The following is a 24928-nucleotide window of genomic DNA, read 5'->3' as shown; positions in this document are numbered from 1 at the left end:
GGCCTGCAATATCCCTTTACACAGGGACGAAGAGCCAGACCTGAGGCCACCGCCGGAGCCTGCACCACCCGCTCCGCCCCTCAAGCCTCATGCAGTACCCGTTACCCCATTACGTTTATTTGCCTGCGCGAGCTGCTGCAACAAACGATTCCTTAAGATCCACCGCGGCCCTGGGGCCGTGTGAACACCCAACCATCCGGTTTCACACGGGCACCTTGAGCCCTCACGCAGGAGACGACACGTCATGCTGAGCTGGGACGAATTCGACAAAGAAGAAGAAGGCGAAGTAACCGCCAAAGGCGCCAACGCCGGCCACGCCACCGAAGCCAACATGGACCGCCTCGACGGTGCCGGCGCCGCCGCCGCCATCGAAGCCCGCGCCGTCACCGCCAGTGACTCCGCCGCCATCGCGCGCGCCAAGGCCGAGCTGGACAAACTCGACGTCGCCGAAGGCCTCGCCGAACTCGAAGGCGCCTCCGCCCGCGTCGCCGTCGACGAAAAGCGCATGATCAACTGCCGCGCCGACCTCAACCAACTCGTGCCCTTCAAGTACGACTGGGCCTGGCAAAAGTACCTCGACGGCTGCGCCAACCACTGGATGCCGCAAGAGGTCAACATGACCGCCGACATCGCCCTGTGGAAAGACCCCGAAGGCCTGACCGACGACGAACGCCGCATCGTCATGCGCAACCTCGGCTTCTTCTCCACCGCCGATTCGTTGGTCGCGAACAACCTGGTGCTGGCCGTCTACCGCCTGATCACCAACCCGGAGTGCCGCCAGTACATCCTGCGCCAGGCCTTCGAAGAAGCGATCCACACCCACGCCTACCAGTACTGCATCGAATCCCTGGCCATGGATGAAGGCGAGATCTTCAACATGTACCACGAGATTCCATCGGTCGCCAAAAAGGCAGCCTGGGGTTTGAAGTACACCCGCTCGATCTCCGATCCGAAGTTCGAAACCGGCACCGTCGACACCGACAAAGAGCTGCTGCGCAACCTGGTCGCCTACTACTGCGTGCTGGAAGGCATCTTCTTCTACTGCGGCTTCACCCAGATTTTGTCCATGGGCCGCCGCAACAAAATGACCGGCGTGGCCGAGCAGTTCCAGTACATCCTGCGCGATGAGTCGATGCACCTGAACTTCGGGATCGATGTGATTAACCAGATCAAGATCGAAAACCCGCATTTGTGGGATGCCGAAATGAAGGAAGAAGCGACCCAGATGATTTTGCAGGGGACGCAGCTGGAGATTGAATATGCGCGGGATACCATGCCGCGCGGGGTGTTGGGGATGAATGCGGCGATGATGGAGGATTACCTCAAGTTTATTGCTAACCGTCGCTTGTCGCAGATTGGTCTGAAAGAAGAGTATCCAGGGACGACCAACCCGTTCCCGTGGATGAGCGAGATTATGGATTTGAAGAAGGAGAAAAACTTTTTCGAGACCCGTGTAATCGAGTACCAGACCGGTGGAGCGCTGAGCTGGGACTGAGTACTACAGCAATTAACACCAAAAAGCCCTGACACTAGTTCAGGGCTTTTTTATACACCCTGAATTGAACAGGACCCTTCCTACAAGACGATCATCCATGGGAGCGTTGATGCATATTTCGATGTTACCTAGGCTAGTCCGCCGGTGCCTAAGAAACGCCCAACGTAGAAGCAAGCCTTAATCACACAGCAAAAATCCCGCTCGACATCAGTCGCGCGGAATTTAACGCTGCAATGAGGCTTAGTCGGTTGGGGTTTCCTAAAACCGTATTCTCTACGTTGGGTTCTGGTCCTTCAGAAGTCACGTAGAGGTCATAGGGAATGTCCAATCAACATCTATCCAACTTAACTGTCGGCAAAGAAGTAGTCGGGGCTGAACCGTTTATCGCCGTTGTCTTCACTCGTCACAGTCTTCATTTACATACTCTTCTCCTGGAAAACCAACCCTGGTTCTGCGCTCGCGATCTTGGGCGCTTAATGGATGGCATTTGGATGAGCGAACGACTCGCAAGCTTGACGAAGACCAAAAGAGAACCGTAAACCTGCTGTTCCATGGCCAACCTGAAGAAATGCTCATGATCAGTGAGTCCGGCGCTTATGCGCTGCTGGTCTATCACTACGTACCGGGAAACCGCCTGTTACGTAGCTGGCTGACTCATGAAGTCGTTCCGACGTTGCGTGATCAGCGCCAGATGCGATCGATGGAGCGGCCGCTACTGAGCATGCTGGACTGGCCGGAGATGTCTTTGAACCTGCTGCATTGGCAGGATGAGGGCTGGATACGTCTTCGAGACATGCCGTATTTGCTGGTAAATAGAACCTATCGAAGAGAGCCAGAAAAAAACCCGTGGTGGCGGAAGCTCATACAACCTTTTCTAACCAAGCAGCGAATCTACTAACGAAGACTACGGCCGATTCCGGCCGACTTGTAGGAAATTTCGTAGACGCACTAACGACCACTCAGTATCGTCCGAGGGTTTTCCACCCTCGGCGGCTGCATGGACATTACGAAAGACAAAACGGACTGGAGCGACGCGGAACTGGCAGCGGCGGTCGAGGCTTACCTAAAGATGCTGGCCTGGGAAAAGAGTGGCCAACCTTTCAACAAAGCCCTCGAAAACCGACTTCTGCGCGAAGGCCCGGTGGCGGGCCGTGCGAAGGGCTCCATTGAATTCCGCATGCAAAACATTTCCACCGTGCTTGTCCGTATGGGCTGGGACCGCATCGAAGGTTATAAGCCCGCCAAGAACGTAGGCTCCGGCGTAGAAAAACGCATCCGCTACGCCCTCGCCGCACAAGGCATATTCGAATCCGAAGACGCCGCCCAAACCGCCGATGAGCAAACGCTCATCCGCCGCGCGTCCAAACTGCAGCAGCAAACCTTCCGAAAACTACCGGTCGGCATTGCCAAACCACAGAAAGTATCCACGTTCAGCACAGCCTTCGTTCGCGACCCAAAAGTTCGCGCGTGGGTGCTCAAGCAAGCTAACGGCATCTGCGAAGGCTGCGGTTCAAACGCGCCGTTCGAGGTCGACGGTTTGCCATTTCTTGAAGTACATCACGTCAAGCACCTCGCCCAGAAGGGTTCGGATCGCATCAGCAATGCTGTAGCCTTGTGCCCCAATTGCCATCAGCGTTGTCACCGGTCGAGTGACCGGGAAGCCTTCACCAAAGGGCTCTATGCCAAAATCGGAAGATTGGCACGGGAGTAGACTCCCGCTGTCACACCTGATGCATATTCAAAAAATACTAGATAGGACCGAGGCCAACCCGTGAACCCAGACATGCTCGAAGCCGGCCCCGTTGACGCCAAAGTACTTTCCGTCTTTGACTTCGACGGCACCCTCACCCACCACGACAGTTTCGTGCCCTTCCTCAAGTTTGCCTTTGGCACTGGCGAGTTCTATGGCCGGATGGTCAAGCTGGCGGTGCCGGGGCTGCGCTTTTTGGTGCGGCAGATCAGCCGGGATGAGTTGAAGGCGCAGTTGATCCGCACGTTTATGACCGGGGTGGAAAAGGCGTGGGTGCAGCAGAAGGCCGAGGAGTATTGCCAGCGCAATTGGGCGCGGTTGATGCGCCCGGCGGGCGTGTTGTCGGTGGAGCAGGAGTTGGGCTCGGGGGCGGTGGTGACGCTGTGTTCGGCGTCGCCGGCGTTGGTGTTGCAGCCGTTTGCCGATCGGCTGGGGATCCGCTTGATCGGGACTGAGCTTGAGGTGGTGGATGGGGTTCTGACCGGCAAGCTCACCGGGAATAATTGCCGCTGTGAGAACAAGGTGCTGCGGCTCGAGGCGGTGTATGGGGACCTGGGGGAATATCGGCTCAGGGCCTGGGGCGATACGCGCGGGGATCGGGAGTTGCTGGCGGCGGCGCAGGATGCGCATTTTCGGCATTTTCATGCGAAGAAGAAAAAACGGGCCCGGTTGCAGCGGTGATGCGGGGCATGGGGATCGGCGGGGACACCGAGTCGATCCCATCGCTGCCTCGCTGGGGCTCGAGAGCTCCCACAGGTTGATGGATGCCAGGCGCGATAGCGCGTCCGGGGGCTGTCTCGATCACTCGTCGGCGCTATCCGACTCTCGTTCTTCAAACGCAGAGCGCACTGCTTACACAACCCGTTCGGCCAAGGGCGCTGCGTCCAACTGCGGATAGGCTTTCTTCAGTTTCCCCGATACCTGCCAGCCATTTTCCTTTAGTGCTCAACGGATCCTCGATTATGGCCATAGTACTTGGCGATCACGTGGGCAAACCGTTGGATTCTGTCGGCTTTGTCGGCCTCTCTCTCGATCAGAAAGCTGGCACGCGGCTCTTTGAACGTCAGCCAACTGGCCGTACGCATCAGGATATCGGGGCCAAAGGTATTGGGTGTTCGCGAAAACACTAATGCACACTCAAATTTGTTAACGAATCCACTTTTTCGGTGAAAACGCTAACGACCCGTACCAAGGCGATACGGGTTTATGGGCCCGACAGGAAACCGAGGCGATCCCTTCGCAGCCTCGCTGGGGCTCGACAGCTCCCACATTTGAACGATGTTAAGGCTTCTGAGCGGGCGCCGCGTGGCTGTGAACCCGCCCCCTTCAGCACCGCTGCCCTAATGTGGGAGCTGTTTGCCTGCTCCCACATTTGATCTTTGTACCTACGGATATTTGCGTAATATCCAGCTAAACATCTCACGGACCTGAGCCCATGAAATTCGACACGGCCTACAGCCTGAGTCTCGATGAAAAGCTGTCGATCTACGACGTACGCGAGCTGAATTTCGACGAAACCGTCGATTTCGACTCAGACCAGGACAGCTTCCTCTGCCCCAACGATGCATGCCGCGCTGCGTTCGATCCGGGCAACGCGCTGAGCACGTTCAATGCAAAAAACGTCAATTACCTGCGCACGCCACACTTCAAGAACAAGACCACGACCCGGCATATCGACGGTTGCCGCTACGCCAGCACCCATAAGACGGCGACCGGTGAAAGTGACGACGATCGCGAAGAAAATTTCCCCTCGGAATGGGTATTGACCCGCCGTCAGTACCCGCGCAAACCGTTACTTACCGGTGTAGGCGCAAGCGTCCCACAGGACCCAGCGAAAGTACCGTCAAACCGTACCGCCACATCCCACGGCACCAACGACAGCACCCCAGACAAAACCAGCGTCTTCGCCCACCCGGTGGAGTGCTTTGTGTCCAACATCGACGACAAGGACAAGCTCAAGCGCATGCCCTTGAAGATCGGCGAACACACCGCGACCTACTGGACGTTTTTCAAAAAGATCGAATACCTGCAAGACAACAAAGGCCTGATCTACTGGGGCAAGATCAAAGCCATCAAGGACTACACCAGCAGCTTTCGCATCGACTTCGAAAAAAAGGTGTGGCTCGACAAGAAGCCCTACTCGGTCAACGTCTACCTGAGCAAGAAACTCATCGAGAACTACCGCAAGCGCAAGGCGTTCCTGGAGCAGATCAAGGCCGCGGTGGACAATGAGCGGGCGCTGTATTGCTTCTTTTACGGGGTGACGCCGGAGCTGAAACAGGTGCCCAGCAAGAAAAACCCCGAGCAGACGTTTGGGGTGTTCAGTGCGAATATCGAGAACCTGGACCACCTGATCATTCGGGAGGCGCCGGGGGTGCAATAGAGGCAATCTTGTAGCGTCACGGCCAGCACCTAGCAAATCGCGAGCCCTTGCACGGGAAACGGGTCAGAGCCCCGCCATTAAAAAGCAGTTGATGAGCGGTCAAAACAACTGTACAAAAACACAGTATAGTTAGCCCTCCCCGTCGAACCCTGGAGAAAACCATGTCCTCTCTGGCAATGAGCTCTTTCGTAGAACAGCAGATCGTCCTGCATCAATTCACCGCCAAGCACAGCGTGCAAGCCCGCGCGATGCTGGGCTGGAGCCGCGAAGACCTGGCCCTCCAGGCCGGCGTGGCGGTGGAGGCGGTTCAACAGTTTGAAAGCCAACGCGACGTGGGGGATGAAACCCGCTTGGCATTGGCGTTTCGGTTGGAGGCCGAAGGGCTGGTGTTTTTCCCGGGGTTTGCGCCGGGGTGGGGGATGAGTGTGCGTCGGTTTGACACCGCGGTAACCGAGCCCTCAACACAAGGCATCATCTCTCGCTTGATCGGCACAACATCGGTATCACTTGACTCACCAACCCCTCAACCGAATGGTGCGTAGAGTCCAACCGTATCACCGGGCAGGTCAGTGTTTTCAACCAGGTTTCGTGCCTGCGCAGACTGCGTAGGCTGTGGTTGCCGCCGTCGTAGCGCGCAGCCCAGGCCAGAAAGGCGACGCTGTTTTCATGCCGGTTGCCGCCTGGCAGGACTTCATCGCCGTAACGCTGAAGTTCCCGCAGGCGCAGGCGGTGCAGGCGTACTTCAGGGTCCAGGCGCAGGAACACTGCATGGGTGAAAAGCGGGATCATCGGGTCGCCCCAACCACACAGTGAACCGGACAGCACCCAGCCGTCGAGGCCGCAGGTCTGTTCTTGTAGCAATCGAATCCGTTCATCCTTGGCGCGTGGGACGGTAAAAGGCGCTGCAGTCTGTTGCCAGTAGAAGTCGTCGGAATCGAAATAGGCGACGTTCAGGCGCTCGGCCAGTGCCTTGCCCAAGGTGGTCGTACCGGCGCCGGCGGCACCGAGGATGTGGATTCTGTAGGTCATTGTTCAAGTGTAAACCGTGACGTCAAAGCGCAGGCTTGATCGCAACCTCGACTGCCTGCTCATACCCATGGGCCACCGCCAGCAAGGTAGGTTCGGCCCAACGGGTGCCGAAGAAGTAGGCACTGGTCGGTACACCGTCCTCATCCTTACCGGAAGGTACGGCAATTCCCGGGTAACCCGCCGCTGCGACGCCAAAGTAACTGTTGGTGTCGAAATCCGACACCATGGCGTCAAGGTTTGACGACTGGATCGGCTCGTCAATGGAGTTGCGGAAATCTTGGATGAGCGTATCCCAAAGTGGCTTGCTTTGCTCCGGCGTCAGCGTAGAGGCGCTGATCTCCTTGAGTACCGGCTGATGATCCTCCACAGTGCCATCACGGTCTTCATTGAACTTGATCAGCTCGGTCAGTGATTTGACCGGCAACCCCGATCGCTTGCCCAGGTAACCATTCAACTCCTCTTTCACATCCGAAAGCAGCAACTCGCCGTAGCGTGAATCATCAGCCATGCGCAGGTTGACCGGCACCAAAACCGCACCCTGCTCACGCAGCACCTCAAGTGTCCGGCTGAACTGCGGACTGTTCTCGACCGACAGTGATTCGCCGTTTTTCGAAAACGTCGCAGGATAGCCAATACGCTTGCCTTTCAAGGCGCCGGGAACCAGTAGCGCGGTGTAATCGATGCCTTGGGGCGCCCCCACGCTCGCTGGATCCTGAGGATCGCTGCCCGACATGGCATTGAGCATCAGCGCAACATCGAACACCGAGCGAGCCATCGGCCCCGGTGTGTCCTGCCGTTGGCTCGCGGGAATAATCCCGTTGCGGTCCAGCAGGCCGACGCTGGGCTTGAGACCAACAACGCCGTTGCGCGCTGCGGGCACGATGATCGAACCACTGGTCTCCGCCCCCACCGCCAAGGGCGCCAGCCCCGCAGCCACTGCTGCGGCGGAGCCGGAACTGGAACCTCCGACGTCGGCCTCCGGTTGATGCGGGTTAAGGGTTTGCCCGCCCCGACTGCTCCAGCCATCGGGACCACCACGAAACCCGGCCAGTTCAGTCATATTGGTTTTGCCCAGGATCACCGCGCCTTGCTGGATCAGGTAGTCAACCAACGGGGCGTTCTTGCCGGCAGATGTACCTACCAGACCAAAGGCGCCTGCGCTGGTCTGCATGCCGGCGGTTTCGATCGTGTCCTTGAGCAGGATGGGAATGCCATGCAGTGGCCCTCGCACCTTGCCGCTGGCTCGCTCGCGATCCAACTCTCGCGCGGTCGCAAGCGCCTCAGGGTTCAGTTCGATGACGGAACGCAATTGCGGATCCACTTTGCGGATCCGTTCCTGCAAGTAAGTGACCAGGTCCGCCGAGGTAAGCCCGCCCGGCCGGGACATTTGCGCGCCCAGCTCTTTGACACTGAGGTACTCGGTACCTGGAGGGACGGGCGTTGAAGCGGCAGAGGAATAGTCATCAGTGAAGGACTGTACGAATTGCCGGACGAGGGAGCCCATTCCATATGCGATACCTAACATAAGACCTCTTGAGGAGTAAGAAATGACGAAGGATCGACGTTGATCCTTTGGCCAGTCTAAAAACTCCTCTCCTCCCAGGCTGCGCGACACGGGCCATTCACGGCGTGGGATAGTTCAACGCAGCGGGTGGCTCCTGGTGTAGCGCCATCAAGCGGTGAATGTTTCGATAAGCCTGCACCAGGCTTGCCAGCCAATCCTTAGCCAATCGTGCGCCGTAGAACCACAGCGTCGCGCCATCCTCGAGTGGCTCGCCAATTCCCGGATAGTCACTCCCGCAGGTTCCATGAAAAGCACTGCTACGGCTGTCGGACACCAGGGCGTCCAATCGATATTCACGCACAAGCTCATCGATTTCATTACGGGCATGGGGGGTGTGGTTGGCCAAATGCGCATGCACCGGTACCAGTTCAGCACCCGCTCGACGCAGGACATCCAGCGCTCTCAGAAAAGACGGGGCGTGTTCGATCAGCCCCTGTTCCTGGGTATCCACAAACCGCTCGGCAAACCCTAAGCGCCTGCCGCGCAGTGCGTGAGTCGCTGTAAAGGTCGTGTTGTTTTGAACCAGGGGGACTTCCACCATTACCGGGCCTGACGGATCGACGCCACTCAAGGCAATCAGTGATAGCGATGGGTCGCGCAGGGGTTTCAAGGGAAGCCCTGGAGCATCGTATCCCGGGATCGGGACGCTCGCCCCCGGCTTGCCGGGGGCGTGGGGATCTACACCAAAAGCGACACCTTTTGGGCTCGCAAGGTCGCCGGACGTCGCTGCCAGACCTGACAGCGCAGCGAGTACAGAGGCAGGTTCGCCCGCAGGGCAAGGGATCCCGGCTCGCCAATATTTCGTACATTTACTTTCCATAAAACCCTGCGCCACGACCAATGAATTTCCGGGGATCATCGCACCCTTGCCTGGCGTCTGTCGCAGCGCTGAAACAGCTTGAAAACCCCTTTTTTCCGACGCCGCTTCCTTCAGCTGGCGAGGTGTTCCTGCGCGCCTTGGGTTTCAACCTCCAGCCACCACGCATACCCACGTTCAGGTTGGGTCAAACTGAACACCTGCCCCATCGGCGGTGTGGTGATCGACACGTTGCGCTCCCAGGCCAGGGCCATGATGCGGTCGAACGGCTCATGCCAGGCATGGAACGCCAGATCGAAGGTGCCGTTGTGAATCGGCAGCAACCAGCGACCCTTGAGGTCGATATGGGCCTGCAGGGTTTGCTCCGGCTGCATGTGCACATGGGGCCAATCGACGTTGTAAGCACCTGTTTCCATCAGGGTCAGATCAAACGGGCCGTACTGTTCGCCAATGCGCTTGAAGCCATCGAAGTAGCCGGTGTCGCCGCTGAAAAAAATCCGTCGGGCGCCATCGATCATCACCCAGGAACACCACAGGGTCTGGTTGGCGTCAAACAGGCCGCGCCCGGAAAAATGTTGCGCAGGTGTGGCGACAAACCGAATGCCCTCCACCTCAGTACCCTGCCACCAATCCAACTGGCGTACTTTGCCGGCCTCCACGCCCCACTTTATCAGGAGGTCGCCCACACCCAGCGGCGCAAGGAAATAGCGGGTTTTCTCGGCCAATAGAACGACTGCCGCGCGGTCAAGGTGGTCGTAGTGGTTGTGGGAAAGAATCACCGCTTCTAACGGTGGCAGCGCTTCAATACTGATAGGGGGCGCATGGAAACGTTTGGGCCCGGCCCAACTGAACGGTGACGCACGTTCGGCAAACACCGGGTCGGTCAGCCAGAATTTGCCGCGCAGTTTCAGCAAAACGGTGGAATGCCCGAGGCGAAACACGCTGTGATCCGGGGCCGCCAGCAACTGCTCGCGGGTCAGCGCCTGCACTGGAATCTGCCCCACCGGCCGCGTGCTGCGCGGCTTGTTGAACAGCATGTTCCAGAAAATACGCAAAGTCTTGCCGAAACCACCCTGCGGCACGGGGGCATCGTTGTGGAAGTGCCCCTGGGCCTGCTTGGGCGCCGCTGGTGAAGCATCGACACGGGATGAGATCGTGGCCATTACCGGGTGACTCCTACGGATCGCTGATAAACTACACTGCACAGTGTAGTTTCAAGATTGCAACAAAATCCGCAGCAAGTAAACTACCGAGTGTAATTTCCTCAAAGAGCCGAACGCCACCCATGACCGCCCCTCAACGTCTCACCGACCGTAAACGCGAAGCCATTGTGGCAGCAGCCATCGCCGAGTTTCGCGAAAACGGTTTCGAGGTCACCAGCATGGACAAGATCGCCGCCACCGCCGGCGTTTCCAAGCGCACGGTGTACAACCACTTCCCCAGCAAGGAGGAGCTGTTCGCCGAAATCCTCCATCAGCTCTGGGCCAGCAGCGTCGCGCAACTCGACGTCACCTACGCCAGCGACCGCCCGCTGCGCGAACAATTGCGCGGTTTGCTGGAAGCGAAGATGCAGATGATGGCGGATGCCAATTTCCTCGACCTAGCCCGGGTCGCCATCGCCGCCACCATTCATTCGCCGGAACGTGCGCAAGACATGGTCAGCCGCCTGAGCCAGCGCGAAGAAGGCTTTACCCAATGGGTACGCGCCGCCCAGGCAGATGGCCGGCTCAGTTGCGCCGACCCGGCCTTTGCCGCGCACCAGATACAGAGCCTGCTCAAGGCTTTCGCCTTCTGGCCGCAGATCACACTGGGCCAACCGGTGCTCGACGCCGCCAGCCAGGCCAGCGTGATCGAGTCAGCCATTGACCTGTTCCTGGCCGGCTACGAAATCCCGCCTGACCGCCCTCATTAATCCCCGCGCCCTCGGCCGCGCCGGAAGCCTCATCGACCTGGCAAATTTGCCAACTCTGCAGCAAATAAAAATCAAAATGCCACCATTGGTCGTCTACCCAAAAAAGGACCTGCCCCTTGGGCGAACTTCTTGTCAGGCTGATCACTCTGAACCCGTTGTTCCATCCCCCTCTGTCAGTGCAAGGACGCTGACAATGAGCTAGTCAACCGTAAGGCGGATACCTTACGGGGGCAGGCGCATACCCAAGGAAACCCCAGAAGGCTGCTTGCCCGAGCATCGAATATGTTATTCACCGCCCATAAAAAAACCGTCAACACCCTGCAACACACCATCGCGCAACAGGCCAGCCTGCTGGACGCCATCGAGCGCTCCATGGCAGTGATCGAATTCGACTTGTCCGGCACCGTGCTGCGGGCCAACGCCAACTTCCTCCAAACCATGGGCTACCGCGCCGAGCAGGTCCAAGGCCAACCCCATCGGATGTTCTGTACGCCCGCGTTCGCCCGTAGCGCGCAGTACAGCCAGTTATGGTCGAACCTGCGCAATGGCCAGTTCCAGTCCGGCACCTTTGAACGGGTGGCCGGCGACGGCCAGTCGGTGTGGCTGGAAGCCAGCTACAACCCGGTGCGTGATGACATGGGCCAAGTGACCAAAGTGGTGAAGTACGCGATGGACGTCACCCCGCGCCTGCAGGCCGAAAGCGAAGCCAATGCCAAGTTGGAAGCCATTGGCCGTGCCATGGCGGTGATCGAGTTCAACCTCGACGGCACCATCATCACCGCCAATGCCAATTTCCTGCAGCGCATGGGTTACAGCCTGGCGCAGATCCAGGGCCAGCATCACCGTCTGTTCTGCACCGCCGAGGTGGCCAACAGCTCGGCCTACAGTGATTTCTGGCAGCGCCTGAACCAGGGCGAGTTGTTCAGCGGCCAGTTCGAACGCGTGGACAAACACGGCCACACCGTGTGGCTCGAAGCCAACTACAACCCGGTCTACGACGCCAGCGGGCGCCTGTGCAAAGTGGTCAAGTTCGCCTCGGACGTCACCGCCATGGTGCAACAACACAGCGCCGACGCCGCCAGTGCCGCCCAGGCGTACCACATTTCCCTGAACACCCGGGACATCGCCGAAAAAGGCGCCGAGGTGATCCAGCAAACGGCCAGCGGCATGCGCGACATTGCCGCCGACATCGACGGTTCCTCGCAACTGATCGCCAAGCTGGGCGAGCGTTCGCAGCAGATCACCACCATCGTCAACACCATCCGCGGCATTGCCGACCAGACCAACCTGCTGGCACTCAACGCTGCCATCGAGGCCGCGCGTGCCGGCGAACAAGGCCGCGGGTTTGCCGTGGTGGCGGATGAAGTACGGCAACTGGCGGCGCGCACCAGCGGTTCGACGGCGGAAATTTCCAGCATGATCGCGATGATCCAGGACGAAACCCGCCAGGCCATCCACAGCATGGACGGCACCCGCGACCGTGCGGCGCTGGGTGTCGACCTGGCCAACCGTGCGGGCGCTGCGATCCTGCAGATTCGCGAAGGCACCAGCGAGGCCGTGCAGGCTGTGAGTGCGTTTGCCAGCGAGCGGGGCGGCAGCTGACCCGGTCTTGCACAGACTGAAAATGCACCACGATGATCTGTGGGAGCTGGCTTGCCTGCGATAGCGCTGGACCAGCCAATTATTTCTGTGGCTGACACACCGCTATCGCAGGCAAGCCAGCTCCCACATTCATCTGCACATGCCGGCCCAATTCATCGAACAGCGTCACCACCGAACGCAACGCACGGCAATCGGGGCGCGTGAGCAACCACAATGCCGTGTCGTACCCCGCCAACGCGGGGCCCAGCGGTTGCAGGCCGGCCTCCAGCAGAAAGTCCGGCAACGCCGCCACGCCCAACCCCGCGCGCACTAATTCAGTCACCGACAACAGGCTGTTGCAGCGATAGCTGAGGCGTATGCCGGGCAGGTGCTCGCGGCGCCAGACGACTGTGGGGTGGTCGGGCAGGAAATCATCCGGGGCGATCCAGGGCAGATCTGCCAACGCGCGTCCCTGGTGCTGGCGGGCAAAATCCGGGCTGGCGCAGACCTGATAGGCCACGCGCCCGAGGCAACGGCCAACCAGATGTTCCGGCGGCGTGCGGGTCAGGCGCAAGGCGATATCCGCGTCGCGACGGCTGAGGTTGGCGAAATCATTCGACGTGCTCAGCTCAAGCGTCAGCGCCGGGTAGTGCGGCATGAACTGGGCCAGGGCTGGCAGCAACAGGCCTTGCAGGACCGAATCGGTGCAGGTCAGGCGCACCGTGCCGCTGATCACTTCCGCGCCCTGCTCCACCCCCATACGCGCCGCTTCCAGGGCTAGTTCGGCGCGTTCCGCCTGCTCTGCCAGGTTGCTGGCCAGGCTGGTGGGCAGGTAGCCGGCGCGGCTTTTTTCAAACAGCGTCTGGCCCAGCGCCGCTTCCAGGCGCCGCACCGCGCGAAACACCGTGGACACATCCACCCGCAATAATGCCGCAGCCCGCGCCAGGGTGCCGCCGCGCACCAGGGCCAGGATCAGCGACAGGTCAGGATAGTCAATTGAATAGTGCGTGGCTGCATTGAGCATGTGGGCAAACGCCAATATTGATTGCGTGGACGCCAATCTATAATGCGCCCCAGGACACCACAAGCGAAGGGATGTACACGATGAAAACCACGCCTCTGCACCTCGCCCTGATCGGCGATTACAACCCGGATGTGATCGCCCACCAGGCGATTCCCGTGGCGCTGCAACAAGCGGCCGACGCCTTGGGCCTGACCGTGCATGTGCAATGGTTGGGCACGGATGCCATGCCGGCAACCCTCCACGGCTTCGACGGTTTCTGGTGCGTCCCCGCCAGCCCGTACCGCGACACCGACGGCGCCCTGCGGGCGATCCGTTTTGCCCGTGAGCAAGGGCGACCGTTCCTGGGCACCTGCGGCGGTTTTCAACACGCGGTGTTGGAATATGCGCGCAACGTGCTGGGCTGGGCCGACGCCGAACATGGCGAACTCGCTCCAGAGTCCAAGCGCGCAGTGATCGCGCCGCTCAGTTGCGCGCTGGTGGAAGCCATCGACACCCTACGCCTGGTGCCCTACACCCGCATCGCGGAAGCCTACGGCCGCCTTGGCGCGCAGGAAGGCTATCGATGCCGCTACGGCGTGAACCCTGAATTCCTCGATGCCCTGCTGGAAGGCGACCTGATCCCCAGCGGTCACGATTCGGCAGGCGACCTGCGCGCGGTGGAACTGCTCAATCATCCGTTCTTCGTCGCCACGCTGTTCCAGCCCGAACGCGCCGCGTTGAAGGGCGTCACTCCGCCCTTGGCGCTGGCCCTGCTCAAAGCCTGCCAGGCGGTGTCGGCATGATTGCCAGTACGCCCGCCCCGCCTTACTACGCAGTGATTTTCAGCTCACTGCGCACCGAGGGCGATCAAGGTTACGGCCAGGCTGCCAAGCGCATGCTGGAACTGGCGCGCGAGCAACCGGGGTTTCTCGGCGTGGAATCGGCACGGGAAGACGGCCTGGGGATCACCGTGTCGTACTGGGAAAGTGAGGCGGCGATCCTGGCCTGGAAGCAGCAGGCCGAGCATCAAGCGGTGCGTGAACAAGGGCGTGCCAGTTGGTACTCGGCCTTCCACACTCGGGTGTGCAAAGTCGAACGGGCCTACACATTCCAAACCTGAAAAGCTGCCGGTAAAACACTGCAAAACCCTGTGGGAGCTGGCTTGCCTGCGATAGCGGTCTGCCAGTTAACCCATCAGTGACTGAACCACCGCCATCGCAGGCAAGCCAGCTCCCACAATTAGCTCACAAGACTGCGCAACGCACTGATTTGCGGAAGCTCAACCCGGCGCATATACACCCGCAGCGGCTCGGTAATGTTGATGCGGTCGTCGATGTTCTGGTCCAGCAACAACTGGATGCGCTCGCGGGACAGGGTCATGGTCTGCTCCGGGCCCGGCAGCCAAACGAATTCCGCAGTGGGGATGATGCCGTCATCGGCCACGTCCATGCCGAACGCGTCTTCGCTGAAACGCACAATGTACTGGCCGGTCTTGCGGTTGAGGCCGACAAAACCGTGGAGGTGGTCGGCGGCCTGGCAGATAAGCTCGGAGGTGATGCGCATGGTAAACCTCACTGAAAAGTCCTACGCGGACTGGAAAGATGGTTTACACGCGTGGCGGAAAGTACCGCCCTCTGACGGGGCAGCTAGGGGCAAGAGTACTGCAATGGGTCCCCAGAGAACCCGATTTTTTTTGCCCGCGCGCACGTTAATGTCGGTTTGGTGATAGCGCCTTACGCAATCAATTGTTAAAAAGGAGACCTTCTCAAAGCTACCTTCATGAAAGGACTTCGCATATGCCTGCCACGTTTACCAAGAGCGCCCTGCTGCTGGCCCTGATGCTCGGCCTTGGCCAGGCACAGGCTGCCGACCCGATCAGCCCGGCTGAATTGGCGACCAGCGAAGGCATCCCCTACCCTGCCGTGATCGCCCACCGTGGCGCTTCTTACGATGCCCCCGAGTCCACCGCCGCAGCCTACAAGATCGCGCGTGACTTGGGCGCCGACTACCTGGAACTGGACCTGCAGCGCAGCAAGGACGGCGTATTGTTCGCCCTGCATGACAACAACCTGCAGCGCACCACCGACGTGGCAACCAAGTTCCCCGACCGCAAGGACGCCCCGGCCAACGAGTTCACTTGGAAAGAACTGCAAACCCTCGACGCCGGCAGCTGGTTCAACGCCGCCTACCCGGACCGCGCGCGCCCAGGCTTTGTCGGCCTGAAGATCCTGAGCCTGGACGACATCATCAAGATCGCCGAAGGCAACCCGCAGCACAAACCCGGCCTGTACATCGAAACCAAGGAGCCCAAGCAATTCCCGGGCATCGAAGCCGACCTGAAGAACAAGTTGCTGGATAAAGGCTGGCTGAGCTCCGCCGGTTCCAAGCTGGGCAAGAGCAACACCGGCGTCGGCCAGGGCAAGGGCCGCGTGGTGCTGCAGACCTTCGAAGTGGCCAGCCTCAAAGAGCTGCAGAAAGAAATGCCCAACACCCCGAAAATCCTGCTGTTGTGGGTGGGTGAAGGCAGCATCGAACCCAAGTCCAAGGTGACCTTCGCCGAATCCGGCGAACCGACCAAGGCCGCCTACTACGCCAAGCAAGAGCCGAAGGATGCCGCCGAGTTCGAAAAATGGGTCGACCAGGCCAAGAGCCTCGGCGCCATCGGTACCGGCCCATCAGCCGAGCTGACCGACCACGGCGACCAGAGCTACACCGACCTGGTGAAGCCTGAAATGAACAAGCTGACCCACGACAAAGGCCTGCTGGTGCACGTCTACACCGTGGATGAGCCGGTCGATTTCGACAAAGTGATGAAGGCCGGCGTCGACGGCATCTTCACCAACCGCGCCGCCGAACTGCTGAAGTTCTACAAGCGCTGGCCGTCGTCCAGCGTGCAGGATCTGCTGAACGACTATAAGTACTGAGTGAGTCGGCGTTGGTATCAGTGCGCCATTAAGGATGAGTTAAGTTGCGCCGGTTAATCTGGCGCCACTTAAACAGCTCAACCAGAAGGACACACCATGAAAACCCTGACCGCTTTGTTCGCCGCCACCGCCCTGACCCTGACTGCCGGCCTGGCCCAGGCGGATGTTCGCCCGGACCAGATTGATGGCCTGCTCAAGTCCGGCGCCGTCATGCCTTTCGAGAAACTCAACGCGGCCGCCGTAGCCAAACATGCCGGCGCCACCATCAACGACACCGAGCTGGACCACAACAACAGCGGCACGCTGGTCTACGAAGTCGACCTGACCGACACCGCCGGCAAGAACTATGAAGTGAAGCTCGACGCCAAGACCGGCGCCGTGCTGGAAGACAAACTCGATACCTGAGTTGCAGAGATAAATAAAACGCCAACTTAGTTGGCGTTTTTTTTACCCCAAGCCATCAGATGCACTCACTTAAATCAAAGCAAGAGCAACCGCGCTCAACGCGTACCCACGTCAGGTATAGCGACATTTGGGCATTCGTCCATGAGTCGTTTTTTACACGCCTTCGTTCAGCACATGTAAAGTTTCAGAGCTTGCTTCTTCACCCAAGCTAAATACCTTATACCTGATAGATTGCCAACAGCACCGCACAGCAAATGGGAGAATAGTAATTGGAATAGGATTTATATCGTTGGGATTCACGATAACTCTCTCTACTACATTATTATCAATAGACAACTCGATCATAGTGTCACCCCACGAGGGATTACTCGGAGGGATAGACACCAAAACGTTCAGTGAGTCAAAAGGTCCATTTTGTATAGTCACGCCATATGCATTTGGCTGACTACCCGGAATAACAGGCGGGGGAAGTATAGGGTTTTTCATCGCGCTCATCCTTTTAACTGAAAAACAAACTACAACCCCATTCAACCCTCACAACATTCATACGTCTACTGTCAAAAATAACAGGTATAGACCAGCACTCAGAGATCACATCAACAGCGGCGTACTGGTCTACGAAGTCGACCTGACCGACACCGCCGGCAAGAACTATGAAGTGAAACTCGATGCCAAGACCGGCGCCGTGCTGGAGAACAAGCTGGACACTTGATTCGAACCGCAGGAAATAACGCCACCCTCGTGTGGCGTTTTTTATGCCCGATCGTGCCGTGCCAGCGCCTTCTTGAACGGTTGCTGAAAAACAGTCAAGTAAATGTCATCACGGCGAAGCAAGCCGCAAACGGTCACAAAACTGTCAAATATCCTTGCAATGATCGCCCTATGAACCTGTGAAACGTCCTACAGGCGCTTTCTTTGCGAGCCCCCATGAACCACAGCATCGACCACAGCCATCAGGACTCCGACCTGTTTGGCTTGCTTTACGGTTTCCGTTTTCGCCCAGGTGAAAAAGGCGAACAGATAGACTCGGCCACGGCGCTGCAGACCCTGCAACAGCCGGGCGATCCGGAAGAGTTCTTATGGCTGCACCTGAACCTGGCCCACGCTGCGTGCGAACGCTGGATGCAGGCGCACCTGGACCTGCCGGAGGAGTTCTTCGAAGCCTTGCATGAAGGCTCGCGCTCCACCCGCATCGAACACGTCGACTCGGCCTTGCTGGCGGTGGTCAACGATGTGGTGTTCAACTTCAGTAGCATGGTGTCGTCGGACATTTCCACGCTGTGGGTGTGCGCCCGCAGCCGTCTATTGATCAGCGCGCGCCTGCAGCCGCTGCACTCGGTGGACAAACTGCGTTCGTCGGTCAAGGCCGGCGAAAGCTTTCGCTCGCCCCTGGCCTTGCTGGTGCACCTGTTGCGCGACCAAGGTGAAGTGCTGACCCAGATCGTGCGCAAGACCAGCATCAGCGTTGACCATATCGAAGACCAACTGCTGTCCTCGCGCTTGTCCACCAACCGCGCCGAACTGGGCGCGGCGCGCCGGGTGCTGGTGCGCCTGCAACGCTTGCTGGCGCTGGAGCCGGGCTCGCTGCTGCGCCTGCTCAACCGTCCGCCGCAGTGGCTGCAAAAGGAAGACGTGAAGGAGTTGCGCAAGTCCACCGAAGAGTTTGCGCTGGTGATCAACGACCTGACGGCGCTGGGCGAACGCATCAAGCTGTTGCAGGAAGAGATCGCCGCCAACCTCAACGAGCAAAGCAGCCGCACGCTGTTTACCCTCACCGTGGTCACGGTGCTGGCGCTGCCGATCAACATCATCGCCGGTTTTTTCGGCATGAACGTGGGCGGCGTGCCGCTTTCCCAGGACCCGGAAGGGTTCTGGATATTGGTGGCGTTGGTCGCGACGTTTACCTTGATTGCCGGGCGTTGGGCCTTCCGCAAGTTCTCGACTTGAAATGAAATCCCCTTGTGGGAGCGGGCTTGAACTGGCCTAATGATTTTGGACACTTCATTCGGGCGCTATGATAGCGCCCAAATTTGAGGTGTTTGGATATGCGTAAATCTTATTCGAGTGAGTTCAAGCTCAAGGCCGCCAGCATGGTGTTGGATGAAGGTCAGCCAGTTACCGAAGTCTGTGCCAGCCTGGATATCGGCCCCACAGCGCTGCGTCGCTGGGTCGATCAAGTGCAAAAAGAACGCTTGGGCTCGACTCCCGTAGGGGCCAAGGCGATTACCGCTGATCAACGAGAAATCCAGAGGCTCAAAGCTCTGCTCAGAGAGAAAGACCTGGATATCGAAATCCTAAAAAAGGCCAGTGCTCTCCTGCTTTTGGACGCCAAAGATCATTCACGTTGATCGATGAGCTGGACGAGCAGTACGGCGTTAAAAGGTGTTGCCGGGCGTTCGGGGTCAACCGCAGTAGTTTCTACGCTTGGCGCCAGCGCCAGGGCAGAGCAAATCCTGAACGGGACAAGCTCAAGGCCGCGCTGGTCAGGCACCACAAGGCGTCCAGAGAGTCGGCCGGCGCACGTACATTGTCCAAGGAGCTACAAGCCAAAGGGCATCGTATCGGACGTTATATGGCTCGCAGTTTGATGCGCGAAGCTGGCATCGCTAGTCGTCAGCGCAGGCGCCATAAGTACAAGTCGCCGGGCGCGGAGGCCTTGGTGGCGCCACACGTGCTCAAGCGGAAATTTGATGTGACGGCGGTTAATCAGGTGTGGTGTGGCGACGTGACTTACATCAAGGTCGGCAAGCGGTGGATGTACTTCGCCGCCGTTCTGGATTTGTACGCTCGCAGGATCGTAGGCTGGTCGTTCTCGATGATTTCTGATGCCAACCTGACCTGCGAAGCGCTACGCATGGCGGTTGAGCTACGCGGCCATCCCCAGAATGTGTTGTTTCATTCTGACCAAGGTTGTCAGTACACCAGTCATAAGTTTCGAAACGAGCTGCTCAAACAGGGTTTTAGGCAAAGCATGAGCCGTAAAGGCGAGTGCTGGGATAACGCCCCGATGGAGCGTTTCTTTGGCAGTTTGAAATCAGAGTGGGTGCCTGAAACGGGCTACAAACTGGAACATGAGGCCCGAGCAGACGTGCAGCGCTATGTCTCTCGCTACAACATCAGCAGGCCTCACAGCTACAACGACTACCGGTCGCCGGTCATGAAGGAAAGGTTGGCGGCGTGAACCGTAATCAGTGTCCAAGATTACTTGACCAGTTCAGCTTGCTCGCGAAAGCGGCGTGTCAGTTAAGGAATTTATCTCTGACACACCGCATTCGCGAGCAAGCCCGCTCCCACAGGGGTTCTGCGGCGCCTACTGGACCAGCGGCATAACCAATCCCGCCAAACACTGACCTGCCGCAGCATCTCTGTAACATTCTGCAATGAATATGAACGACATCCTCCCCAACACTGGATGCCCCGGCATGGCCACGCCTTCCCTGACTGCCTCCCCTCACACCTCATCCGCAAGCCCCCAAACCAGGCTCGACAAGAAACCCGGCCTGGTGACGGTGATCATCTTCTTCGCCGTGCTCGCCATGGGCCTGTTGTTCACCGCTTACAGCCTGATGCATGACATGCGCGAAATGGGCGCCCAAGTCACCACCTGGACGCCGTTCCTGTTGCTGGGCGTGGCACTGTTGATTGCCTTGGGCTTCGAGTTCGTCAACGGTTTCCACGACACCGCCAACGCCGTCGCGACGGTGATCTACACCAACTCGCTGCCGCCGCATTTTGCGGTGGTGTGGTCGGGCTTTTTCAACTTCCTCGGGGTGCTGCTTTCCAGCGGCGCGGTGGCGTTCGGCATCATTGCCTTGTTGCCGGTCGAGCTGATTCTGCAGGTGGGCTCATCGGCTGGGTTTGCGATGATCTTCGCCCTGCTGATCGCCGCCATCCTGTGGAACCTCGGCACCTGGTGGCTGGGTTTGCCGGCCTCCTCTTCCCACACTCTGATCGGCTCGATCATCGGCGTCGGCGTGGCCAATGCCTTGATGCACGGGCGTGACGGTACCAGCGGCGTGGACTGGAGCCAGGCGCTCAAGATTGGCTACGCGTTGCTGCTGTCGCCGCTGATCGGTTTTGCCTTTGCGGCGATGCTGTTGCTGGCGCTGCGGGCCTTCGTCAAGAACCGCGCGTTGTATAAGGCACCCAAAGGCGACGCCCCGCCACCGTGGTGGATCCGCGGCATGCTGATCGCCACCTGCACCGGTGTGTCCTTCGCCCACGGCTCCAACGATGGGCAGAAAGGCATGGGCCTGATCATGCTGATCCTGGTCGGGACCCTGCCGATGGCCTACGCGCTGAACCGCACCATGCCGGCCGAACAGTCGTTGCAGTTTGCGGCGGTGGCTGAAGTCACCCAAGTGGCCCTGGTGAAAAGCGCACCGCAGCCGCTGGCGGGCGACCCGCGACCGGTCCTTTCGGCCTACGTGCGCACCAAGGAACCCACGGCGGAACTGGTGCCAGCCCTCGCCGCCCTCACCGGGCATATCGGTGAGGAGGTCAAAGGCTACGGCTCCCTGGCCAAAGTGCCCGCCGAGGCCGTGGGCAACGTGCGTAACGACATGTACCTGACCAGCGAAACCATCCGCCTGATGGACAAGGGCAAGGTGGGTAACTTCGATGCTGACACCCAGGGCAAGCTGCAACTGTTCAAGCAGCAGATCGACGACGCCACACGCTTTATTCCGCTGTGGGTGAAGATTGCCGTGGCGATCGCCCTGGGCCTGGGCACCATGGTGGGTTGGAAGCGCATCGTGGTGACCGTCGGTGAAAAGATCGGCAAGACGCACCTGACCTACGCCCAAGGCGCCTCGGCCGAAATGGTCGCGATGCTGACCATTGGCGCGGCGGATATGTACGGGTTGCCGGTGTCGACCACCCATGTGTTGTCCTCCGGTGTGGCGGGGACGATGGTGGCCAATGGCGGTGGTTTGCAGATGCGGACCATCCGTAACTTGCTGATGGCCTGGGTGCTGACATTGCCAGCGGCAATCCTGTTATCAGGAAGCCTGTACTGGCTGTTCACCCAACTCTTCTGACACACCACCGGACAAAACTGTGGGAGCTGGCTTGCCTGCGATAGCCATAGGTATCTACACATTTTTGTAGTGAGCGGGCTTGCCCCGCGCTGGGCTGCGAAGCGGCCCCAATAAAGCCACCGCAGAGTCCAGATAGAACCAGGTCGCCTGGTTTGGGGCGGCTTCGCCACCCAGCGCGGGGCAAGCCCGCTCACTACACGGAATTTTTTTTCAGCCTTTGAACGTTGTGTAGATAGCTATGCTGCGATAGCGGTATATCAGGCCCTGCAAGGGGGACTGACAAATAGCTATCGCAGGCAAGCCAGCTCCCACATGGGTGTTGCATCTATTCAGTGGATGAAGAGTCCCGCCATTGCCTTGAGGCGCTTCTTGTACACCCGCCGCGCCTCCAACGCCTCTTCCAGCGTCACCGCCACAAACCCCGCCCGCTGGTTCGGCTGCATCTGCCCGATCAGGTCCAGGTCGGCACTGATCACCGTGCCGATCATCGCGTAGCCGCCACCCGAGACCGCGTCCCGGTGCAGCACAATCGGCTCCAGACCCGCCGGCACCTGGATCGAACCGATCGGGTAGCAACTGTCGACGATATTCGACGGGTCCGATCCCGCGCCAAACGGCTGCTCACGTGGCTGGAAACTCAGCGCACTGCCGCCCTTGAACCGATAGCCAATGCGGTCGGCCTCGGAGCCTACCGTCCAGGGCTCGGCAAAAAAACTGCGTTTGGCCGCCTCCGTCAGCCGCTCGTAATACAGCCCCGGCACCACGCGCAGGGTCACATCGCCGCCGACCGAGCGGCGCAACGCCATCGGCAGGCTGTTGCCCGCGCGGCCCGTGTCGCTGGCCTCACCGATGGGCAATAGATCGCCCTCCTGCAAGCGCCGACCGTGGAACCCACCGAGTGCGCCGAGGGTGTAGGTCGAGCGGCTGCCGAGCACCAGCGGCACGTCGATACCACCGGCCACCGCCAGATAAGTCCGCGCGCCGGCCCTGGGGAATTCAAAGCGCAACACCTGCCCGGCGCGCACTTGGAAGGCGGTGTCCTGATGCACCACGTCGCCGTCCAGGCGCGGCGACATCAGCGCGCCGCTGAGCGCCACCAAGGCATCCCGTTGAAACTCCAATTCGGGGCCAATCAATGTGCATTCCAGCCCCGCCGCGCCCAGCGGATTGCCCACCAGGTGGTTGGCCGCGCTCAAGGCGTATTGGTCCAAAGCACCCGACGGCGGGATGCCCAAGTGGTAATAACCTTCGCGGCCAAGGTCCTGCACAGAGGTGGCCAGGCCGGGTTTGAGGACCTTGATCATGCGAGCGCCTCCTGCAGGGATTTCGGATAACCCACGGGGTCGGCTAGAAAGGCATCGAGGGAAAACTCCACTGCACGGATGCGCAAATCGAAACGTCCTGCGTCCACGTCGGCGACGGCCAGGTCGTAGGCATCGCGCTCGATCGGTTTGAACTGCACGATATCGCCGGGGCGGAAGAACACCATGTGTTCCTTGAGGTAGTCCAGTTGCTGCGCCGGGTCGTAGATCGGCGCCGGGGTCACGCCGAACATCTGGTAACCACCGGCACCGCGCACCGAATAAATGCAGCCAAAACAGCCGCCGTGGCCGAGGGTAAGTTTCGGCGTGTCGGTGCGCGGGCGCAGGTATTTGGGCACCTGCAATTGGCGCTCGCGCTCTACCATCTGGAACATGAACGGCAGGCCCGCGACAAAGCCGACCATCGACACAAACCACGGCGCGCCGCTGTGGGCGGCGATAAACGCGTCGACATCGGCCAGGCCATTGATGCGGGCGGCATACTCCAGGTCGGTGCCGCTGGGGTCTTGGTGACGGTCGCGAAAACGCATGAGGGTTTCGTGCGTCCACGGGTCGTTGTAGAGCACCGGGATTTCGATAATGCGCGTGTGCAAGGTGCGTTCGGCCACGGCCTGGGCTTCGGCGGTCTGCACCGCATCCAGCAGCGCATGGGGCGCGATGCGGTCGGGGTCGAAGCGGATCTGGAACGACGCGTTGGCCAGGCACACATCCAGCACGCCCTCCAGCGCCAGGCGCTCCACGGCGCGGGTCACCGCCATGCCTTTGAAAAAGGCCTCCAGGGACATGCTCTCGCTGACCTCGGCAAACAGGTGTTCATCACCGCCGAAGCTGTAGCGGATGGGGGACGTTTCAGCCATGTCTGTTCCTCTTGGAATCATTGTAGAAAGGCAGGCAAAAAAGTGATGGATCGATCTTATTGGGGGGCCCTGACCACGATTCCCGCCTGGTCCAGCGCTTCGCGGGTGGCTTCCACTAGCTCCAACGCGCCGGGCGTGTCGCTGTGCAGGCAGATGGAATCGAATTCGATAAACAGGTCTTCGCCTTCCACGGTACGCACAAGCCCGCTCTGGCAGGCGCGCAAGACGCGTGCCGCCACCGTCGCAGGGTCCAGCGCGCGCACGTTGCGGGTAAACACGATGGAACCGGTGAGGTCGTACTCACGGTCGGCATAGAACTCGCGCACCACCGGCTGCCCGAGTTCCTTGGCGACACGCCAGATTACCGAGTTGGGCATGCAGTAGAGCAACAGCGTCGGCTCGATGATCTGCAGGTTTTGCACCAACAGCCGCGCCGCTTCTTCGTCGCGGGCCAGGTGCATATACAGCGCGCCATGGGGCTTGATGTGTTGCAGGGGCACGCCCTGGGCACGGGCGATTTCACGCAGGGCGCCGAGCTGGTAGAGCATGTCGTCCACCAGTTCCTGGGCCGGCGCGTTGATGTGGCGACGGCCAAAGCCGACCAGATCCCGGAACCCCGGATGCGCACCGATGGCCACGCCCAGTTGCTTGGCGCGCTCGACCGTGCGGCGCATGGTGCCGGGGTCGCCGGCGTGGAAGCCGGTGGCAATATTGGCCGAGCTGATATAGGCCATCAGCTCTGCGTCGACGCCATCACCGATGGTCCAGGGGCCGAAGCCTTCGCCCATGTCCGAGTTGAAATCCACTGCCTGCATTGAAGTCGCTCCGCCTGGGTGATGCAGGAAAA

Annotated in this window: 24 protein-coding genes and 3 pseudogenes; 17 read left to right on the top strand and 10 right to left on the bottom strand. The window is 59.7% G+C overall.

The genetic code is table 11. The features are described from left to right. Positions 1-244 precede the first annotated feature (244 nt). From ACLH0H_RS15645 to ACLH0H_RS15630, 4 genes and pseudogenes are all read left to right on the top strand, one after another. The gene (locus ACLH0H_RS15645) at positions 245-1495 is read left to right on the top strand and encodes a ribonucleotide-diphosphate reductase subunit beta (RefSeq protein ID WP_307389951.1); all 1251 of its coding nucleotides are present in this window, start codon (positions 245-247) and stop codon (positions 1493-1495) included. 320 nt (positions 1496-1815) lie between these two features. Continuing rightward, positions 1816-2393 (top strand): annotated as a pseudogene (locus ACLH0H_RS15640) (Bro-N domain-containing protein). 99 nt (positions 2394-2492) lie between these two features. Then, positions 2493-3206 carry an HNH endonuclease gene (locus tag ACLH0H_RS15635; RefSeq protein WP_411378699.1) on the top strand — a complete coding sequence of 238 codons (714 nt, stop codon included), beginning with the start codon at positions 2493-2495 and terminating at the stop codon, positions 3204-3206. A 72-nt stretch (positions 3207-3278) separates the two neighbouring features. Then, complete coding sequence (locus ACLH0H_RS15630; RefSeq protein ID WP_411378698.1) at positions 3279-3926, top strand: HAD-IB family hydrolase; 648 nt, start codon at positions 3279-3281, stop codon at positions 3924-3926. 262 nt (positions 3927-4188) lie between these two features. Here the strand turns inward: ACLH0H_RS15630 and ACLH0H_RS15625 are convergent. After that, positions 4189-4354, bottom strand: a pseudogene (locus tag ACLH0H_RS15625) (cell filamentation protein Fic); the annotation flags it as partial. 326 nt (positions 4355-4680) lie between these two features. Here ACLH0H_RS15625 and ACLH0H_RS15620 point away from each other — a divergent pair. Continuing rightward, a complete protein-coding gene (locus tag ACLH0H_RS15620; RefSeq protein WP_411378697.1) occupies positions 4681-5628 on the top strand; it encodes a hypothetical protein in 948 nt (315 codons plus the stop codon). 161 nt (positions 5629-5789) lie between these two features. Next, positions 5790-6170 carry a helix-turn-helix domain-containing protein gene (locus ACLH0H_RS15615; protein WP_411378696.1) on the top strand — a complete coding sequence of 127 codons (381 nt, stop codon included), beginning with the start codon at positions 5790-5792 and terminating at the stop codon, positions 6168-6170. Here ACLH0H_RS15615 and ACLH0H_RS15610 read toward each other — a convergent pair. The 4 genes from ACLH0H_RS15610 to ACLH0H_RS15595 form a co-directional block, all read right to left on the bottom strand. Next, positions 6100-6657, bottom strand: a complete 558-nt coding sequence (locus ACLH0H_RS15610; RefSeq protein WP_411378695.1) for an AAA family ATPase — start codon at positions 6655-6657, stop codon at positions 6100-6102. The two genes, ACLH0H_RS15615 and ACLH0H_RS15610, sit on opposite strands and share 71 nt — an antisense overlap. Positions 6658-6679: 22 nt before the next feature. Continuing rightward, positions 6680-8182 (bottom strand): amidase family protein, encoded by a 1503-nt coding sequence (locus ACLH0H_RS15605; protein WP_411378694.1) that lies wholly within the window; start codon positions 8180-8182, stop codon positions 6680-6682. A 97-nt stretch (positions 8183-8279) separates the two neighbouring features. Further along, on the bottom strand, positions 8280-8831 hold the full coding sequence (locus ACLH0H_RS15600; protein WP_411378693.1) for a hypothetical protein: 552 nt from the start codon (positions 8829-8831) through the stop codon (positions 8280-8282). A gap of 320 nt (positions 8832-9151) precedes the next feature. Then, the gene (locus ACLH0H_RS15595; RefSeq protein WP_411378692.1) at positions 9152-10201 is read right to left on the bottom strand and encodes an MBL fold metallo-hydrolase; all 1050 of its coding nucleotides are present in this window, start codon (positions 10199-10201) and stop codon (positions 9152-9154) included. Positions 10202-10323: 122 nt separating this feature from the next. Here ACLH0H_RS15595 and ACLH0H_RS15590 point away from each other — a divergent pair, with 122 nt between their 5' ends. After that, positions 10324-10950 (top strand): TetR/AcrR family transcriptional regulator, encoded by a 627-nt coding sequence (locus tag ACLH0H_RS15590; RefSeq protein ID WP_411378691.1) that lies wholly within the window; start codon positions 10324-10326, stop codon positions 10948-10950. Positions 10951-11232: 282 nt separating this feature from the next. Further along, positions 11233-12552, top strand: a complete 1320-nt coding sequence (locus ACLH0H_RS15585; RefSeq protein ID WP_411378690.1) for a methyl-accepting chemotaxis protein — start codon at positions 11233-11235, stop codon at positions 12550-12552. A gap of 79 nt (positions 12553-12631) precedes the next feature. Here the strand turns inward: ACLH0H_RS15585 and ACLH0H_RS15580 are convergent, their stop codons facing one another. Beyond that, positions 12632-13555, bottom strand: coding sequence for a LysR family transcriptional regulator (locus tag ACLH0H_RS15580; protein WP_411378689.1), 924 nt, complete (start codon positions 13553-13555; stop codon positions 12632-12634). Between the two features lie 80 nt (positions 13556-13635). On the opposite strand from ACLH0H_RS15580, the gene ACLH0H_RS15575 reads away from it, so the two are divergent. Beyond that, positions 13636-14337, top strand: a complete 702-nt coding sequence (locus ACLH0H_RS15575) for a CTP synthase (protein ID WP_411378688.1) — start codon at positions 13636-13638, stop codon at positions 14335-14337. Then, on the top strand, positions 14334-14654 hold the full coding sequence (locus tag ACLH0H_RS15570; RefSeq protein ID WP_411378687.1) for an antibiotic biosynthesis monooxygenase family protein: 321 nt from the start codon (positions 14334-14336) through the stop codon (positions 14652-14654). Before ACLH0H_RS15575 ends, ACLH0H_RS15570 begins: the two co-directional genes overlap by 4 nt. A gap of 119 nt (positions 14655-14773) precedes the next feature. On the opposite strand, the gene ACLH0H_RS15565 is transcribed toward ACLH0H_RS15570, so the two are convergent. Beyond that, on the bottom strand, positions 14774-15097 hold the full coding sequence (locus ACLH0H_RS15565) for a DUF2025 family protein (protein ID WP_411378686.1): 324 nt from the start codon (positions 15095-15097) through the stop codon (positions 14774-14776). A gap of 233 nt (positions 15098-15330) precedes the next feature. Between ACLH0H_RS15565 and ACLH0H_RS15560 the strand changes: the two genes are divergently transcribed. From ACLH0H_RS15560 to ACLH0H_RS15530, 7 genes and pseudogenes are all read left to right on the top strand, one after another. Beyond that, positions 15331-16458: a glycerophosphodiester phosphodiesterase family protein gene (locus tag ACLH0H_RS15560; protein WP_411378685.1), complete on the top strand. Its 1128-nt coding sequence runs from the start codon at positions 15331-15333 to the stop codon at positions 16456-16458. A 96-nt stretch (positions 16459-16554) separates the two neighbouring features. Beyond that, positions 16555-16863: a PepSY domain-containing protein gene (locus tag ACLH0H_RS15555; protein ID WP_411378684.1), complete on the top strand. Its 309-nt coding sequence runs from the start codon at positions 16555-16557 to the stop codon at positions 16861-16863. Positions 16864-17452: 589 nt separating this feature from the next. Then, positions 17453-17575: pseudogene (locus ACLH0H_RS15550) on the top strand (PepSY domain-containing protein); the annotation flags it as partial. Between the two features lie 215 nt (positions 17576-17790). Then, a complete protein-coding gene (locus ACLH0H_RS15545; protein ID WP_411378683.1) occupies positions 17791-18810 on the top strand; it encodes a transporter in 1020 nt (339 codons plus the stop codon). A 98-nt stretch (positions 18811-18908) separates the two neighbouring features. Next, positions 18909-19211, top strand: a complete 303-nt coding sequence (locus tag ACLH0H_RS15540) for a transposase (protein WP_014717988.1) — start codon at positions 18909-18911, stop codon at positions 19209-19211. Beyond that, complete coding sequence (locus ACLH0H_RS15535; protein WP_411378539.1) at positions 19208-20044, top strand: IS3 family transposase; 837 nt, start codon at positions 19208-19210, stop codon at positions 20042-20044. Before ACLH0H_RS15540 ends, ACLH0H_RS15535 begins: the two co-directional genes overlap by 4 nt. 241 nt (positions 20045-20285) lie before the next feature. Beyond that, on the top strand, positions 20286-21902 hold the full coding sequence (locus tag ACLH0H_RS15530) for an inorganic phosphate transporter (RefSeq protein ID WP_411378682.1): 1617 nt from the start codon (positions 20286-20288) through the stop codon (positions 21900-21902). A gap of 329 nt (positions 21903-22231) precedes the next feature. Here the strand turns inward: ACLH0H_RS15530 and ACLH0H_RS15525 are convergent, their stop codons facing one another. Genes ACLH0H_RS15525 through ACLH0H_RS15515 form a run of 3 tightly spaced genes read right to left on the bottom strand, consistent with a single transcriptional unit; the run spans position 22232 to position 24896 of the window. Beyond that, positions 22232-23206 carry a biotin-dependent carboxyltransferase family protein gene (locus ACLH0H_RS15525; protein WP_411378681.1) on the bottom strand — a complete coding sequence of 325 codons (975 nt, stop codon included), beginning with the start codon at positions 23204-23206 and terminating at the stop codon, positions 22232-22234. Continuing rightward, the gene (locus ACLH0H_RS15520) at positions 23203-24081 is read right to left on the bottom strand and encodes a 5-oxoprolinase subunit B family protein (RefSeq protein WP_411378680.1); all 879 of its coding nucleotides are present in this window, start codon (positions 24079-24081) and stop codon (positions 23203-23205) included. Before ACLH0H_RS15520 ends, ACLH0H_RS15525 begins: the two co-directional genes overlap by 4 nt. Positions 24082-24137: 56 nt before the next feature. Then, the gene (locus ACLH0H_RS15515; RefSeq protein WP_411378679.1) at positions 24138-24896 is read right to left on the bottom strand and encodes a 5-oxoprolinase subunit PxpA; all 759 of its coding nucleotides are present in this window, start codon (positions 24894-24896) and stop codon (positions 24138-24140) included. Positions 24897-24928 lie beyond the last annotated feature (32 nt).

The sequence above is a fragment of the Pseudomonas sp. MPB26 genome, assembly GCF_046605355.1.
GTDB lineage: Bacteria > Pseudomonadota > Gammaproteobacteria > Pseudomonadales > Pseudomonadaceae > Aquipseudomonas > Aquipseudomonas cedrina.
Note: the sequence above shows the minus strand (reverse complement) of the source record. Positions and strands in the feature narration are given on the sequence as shown.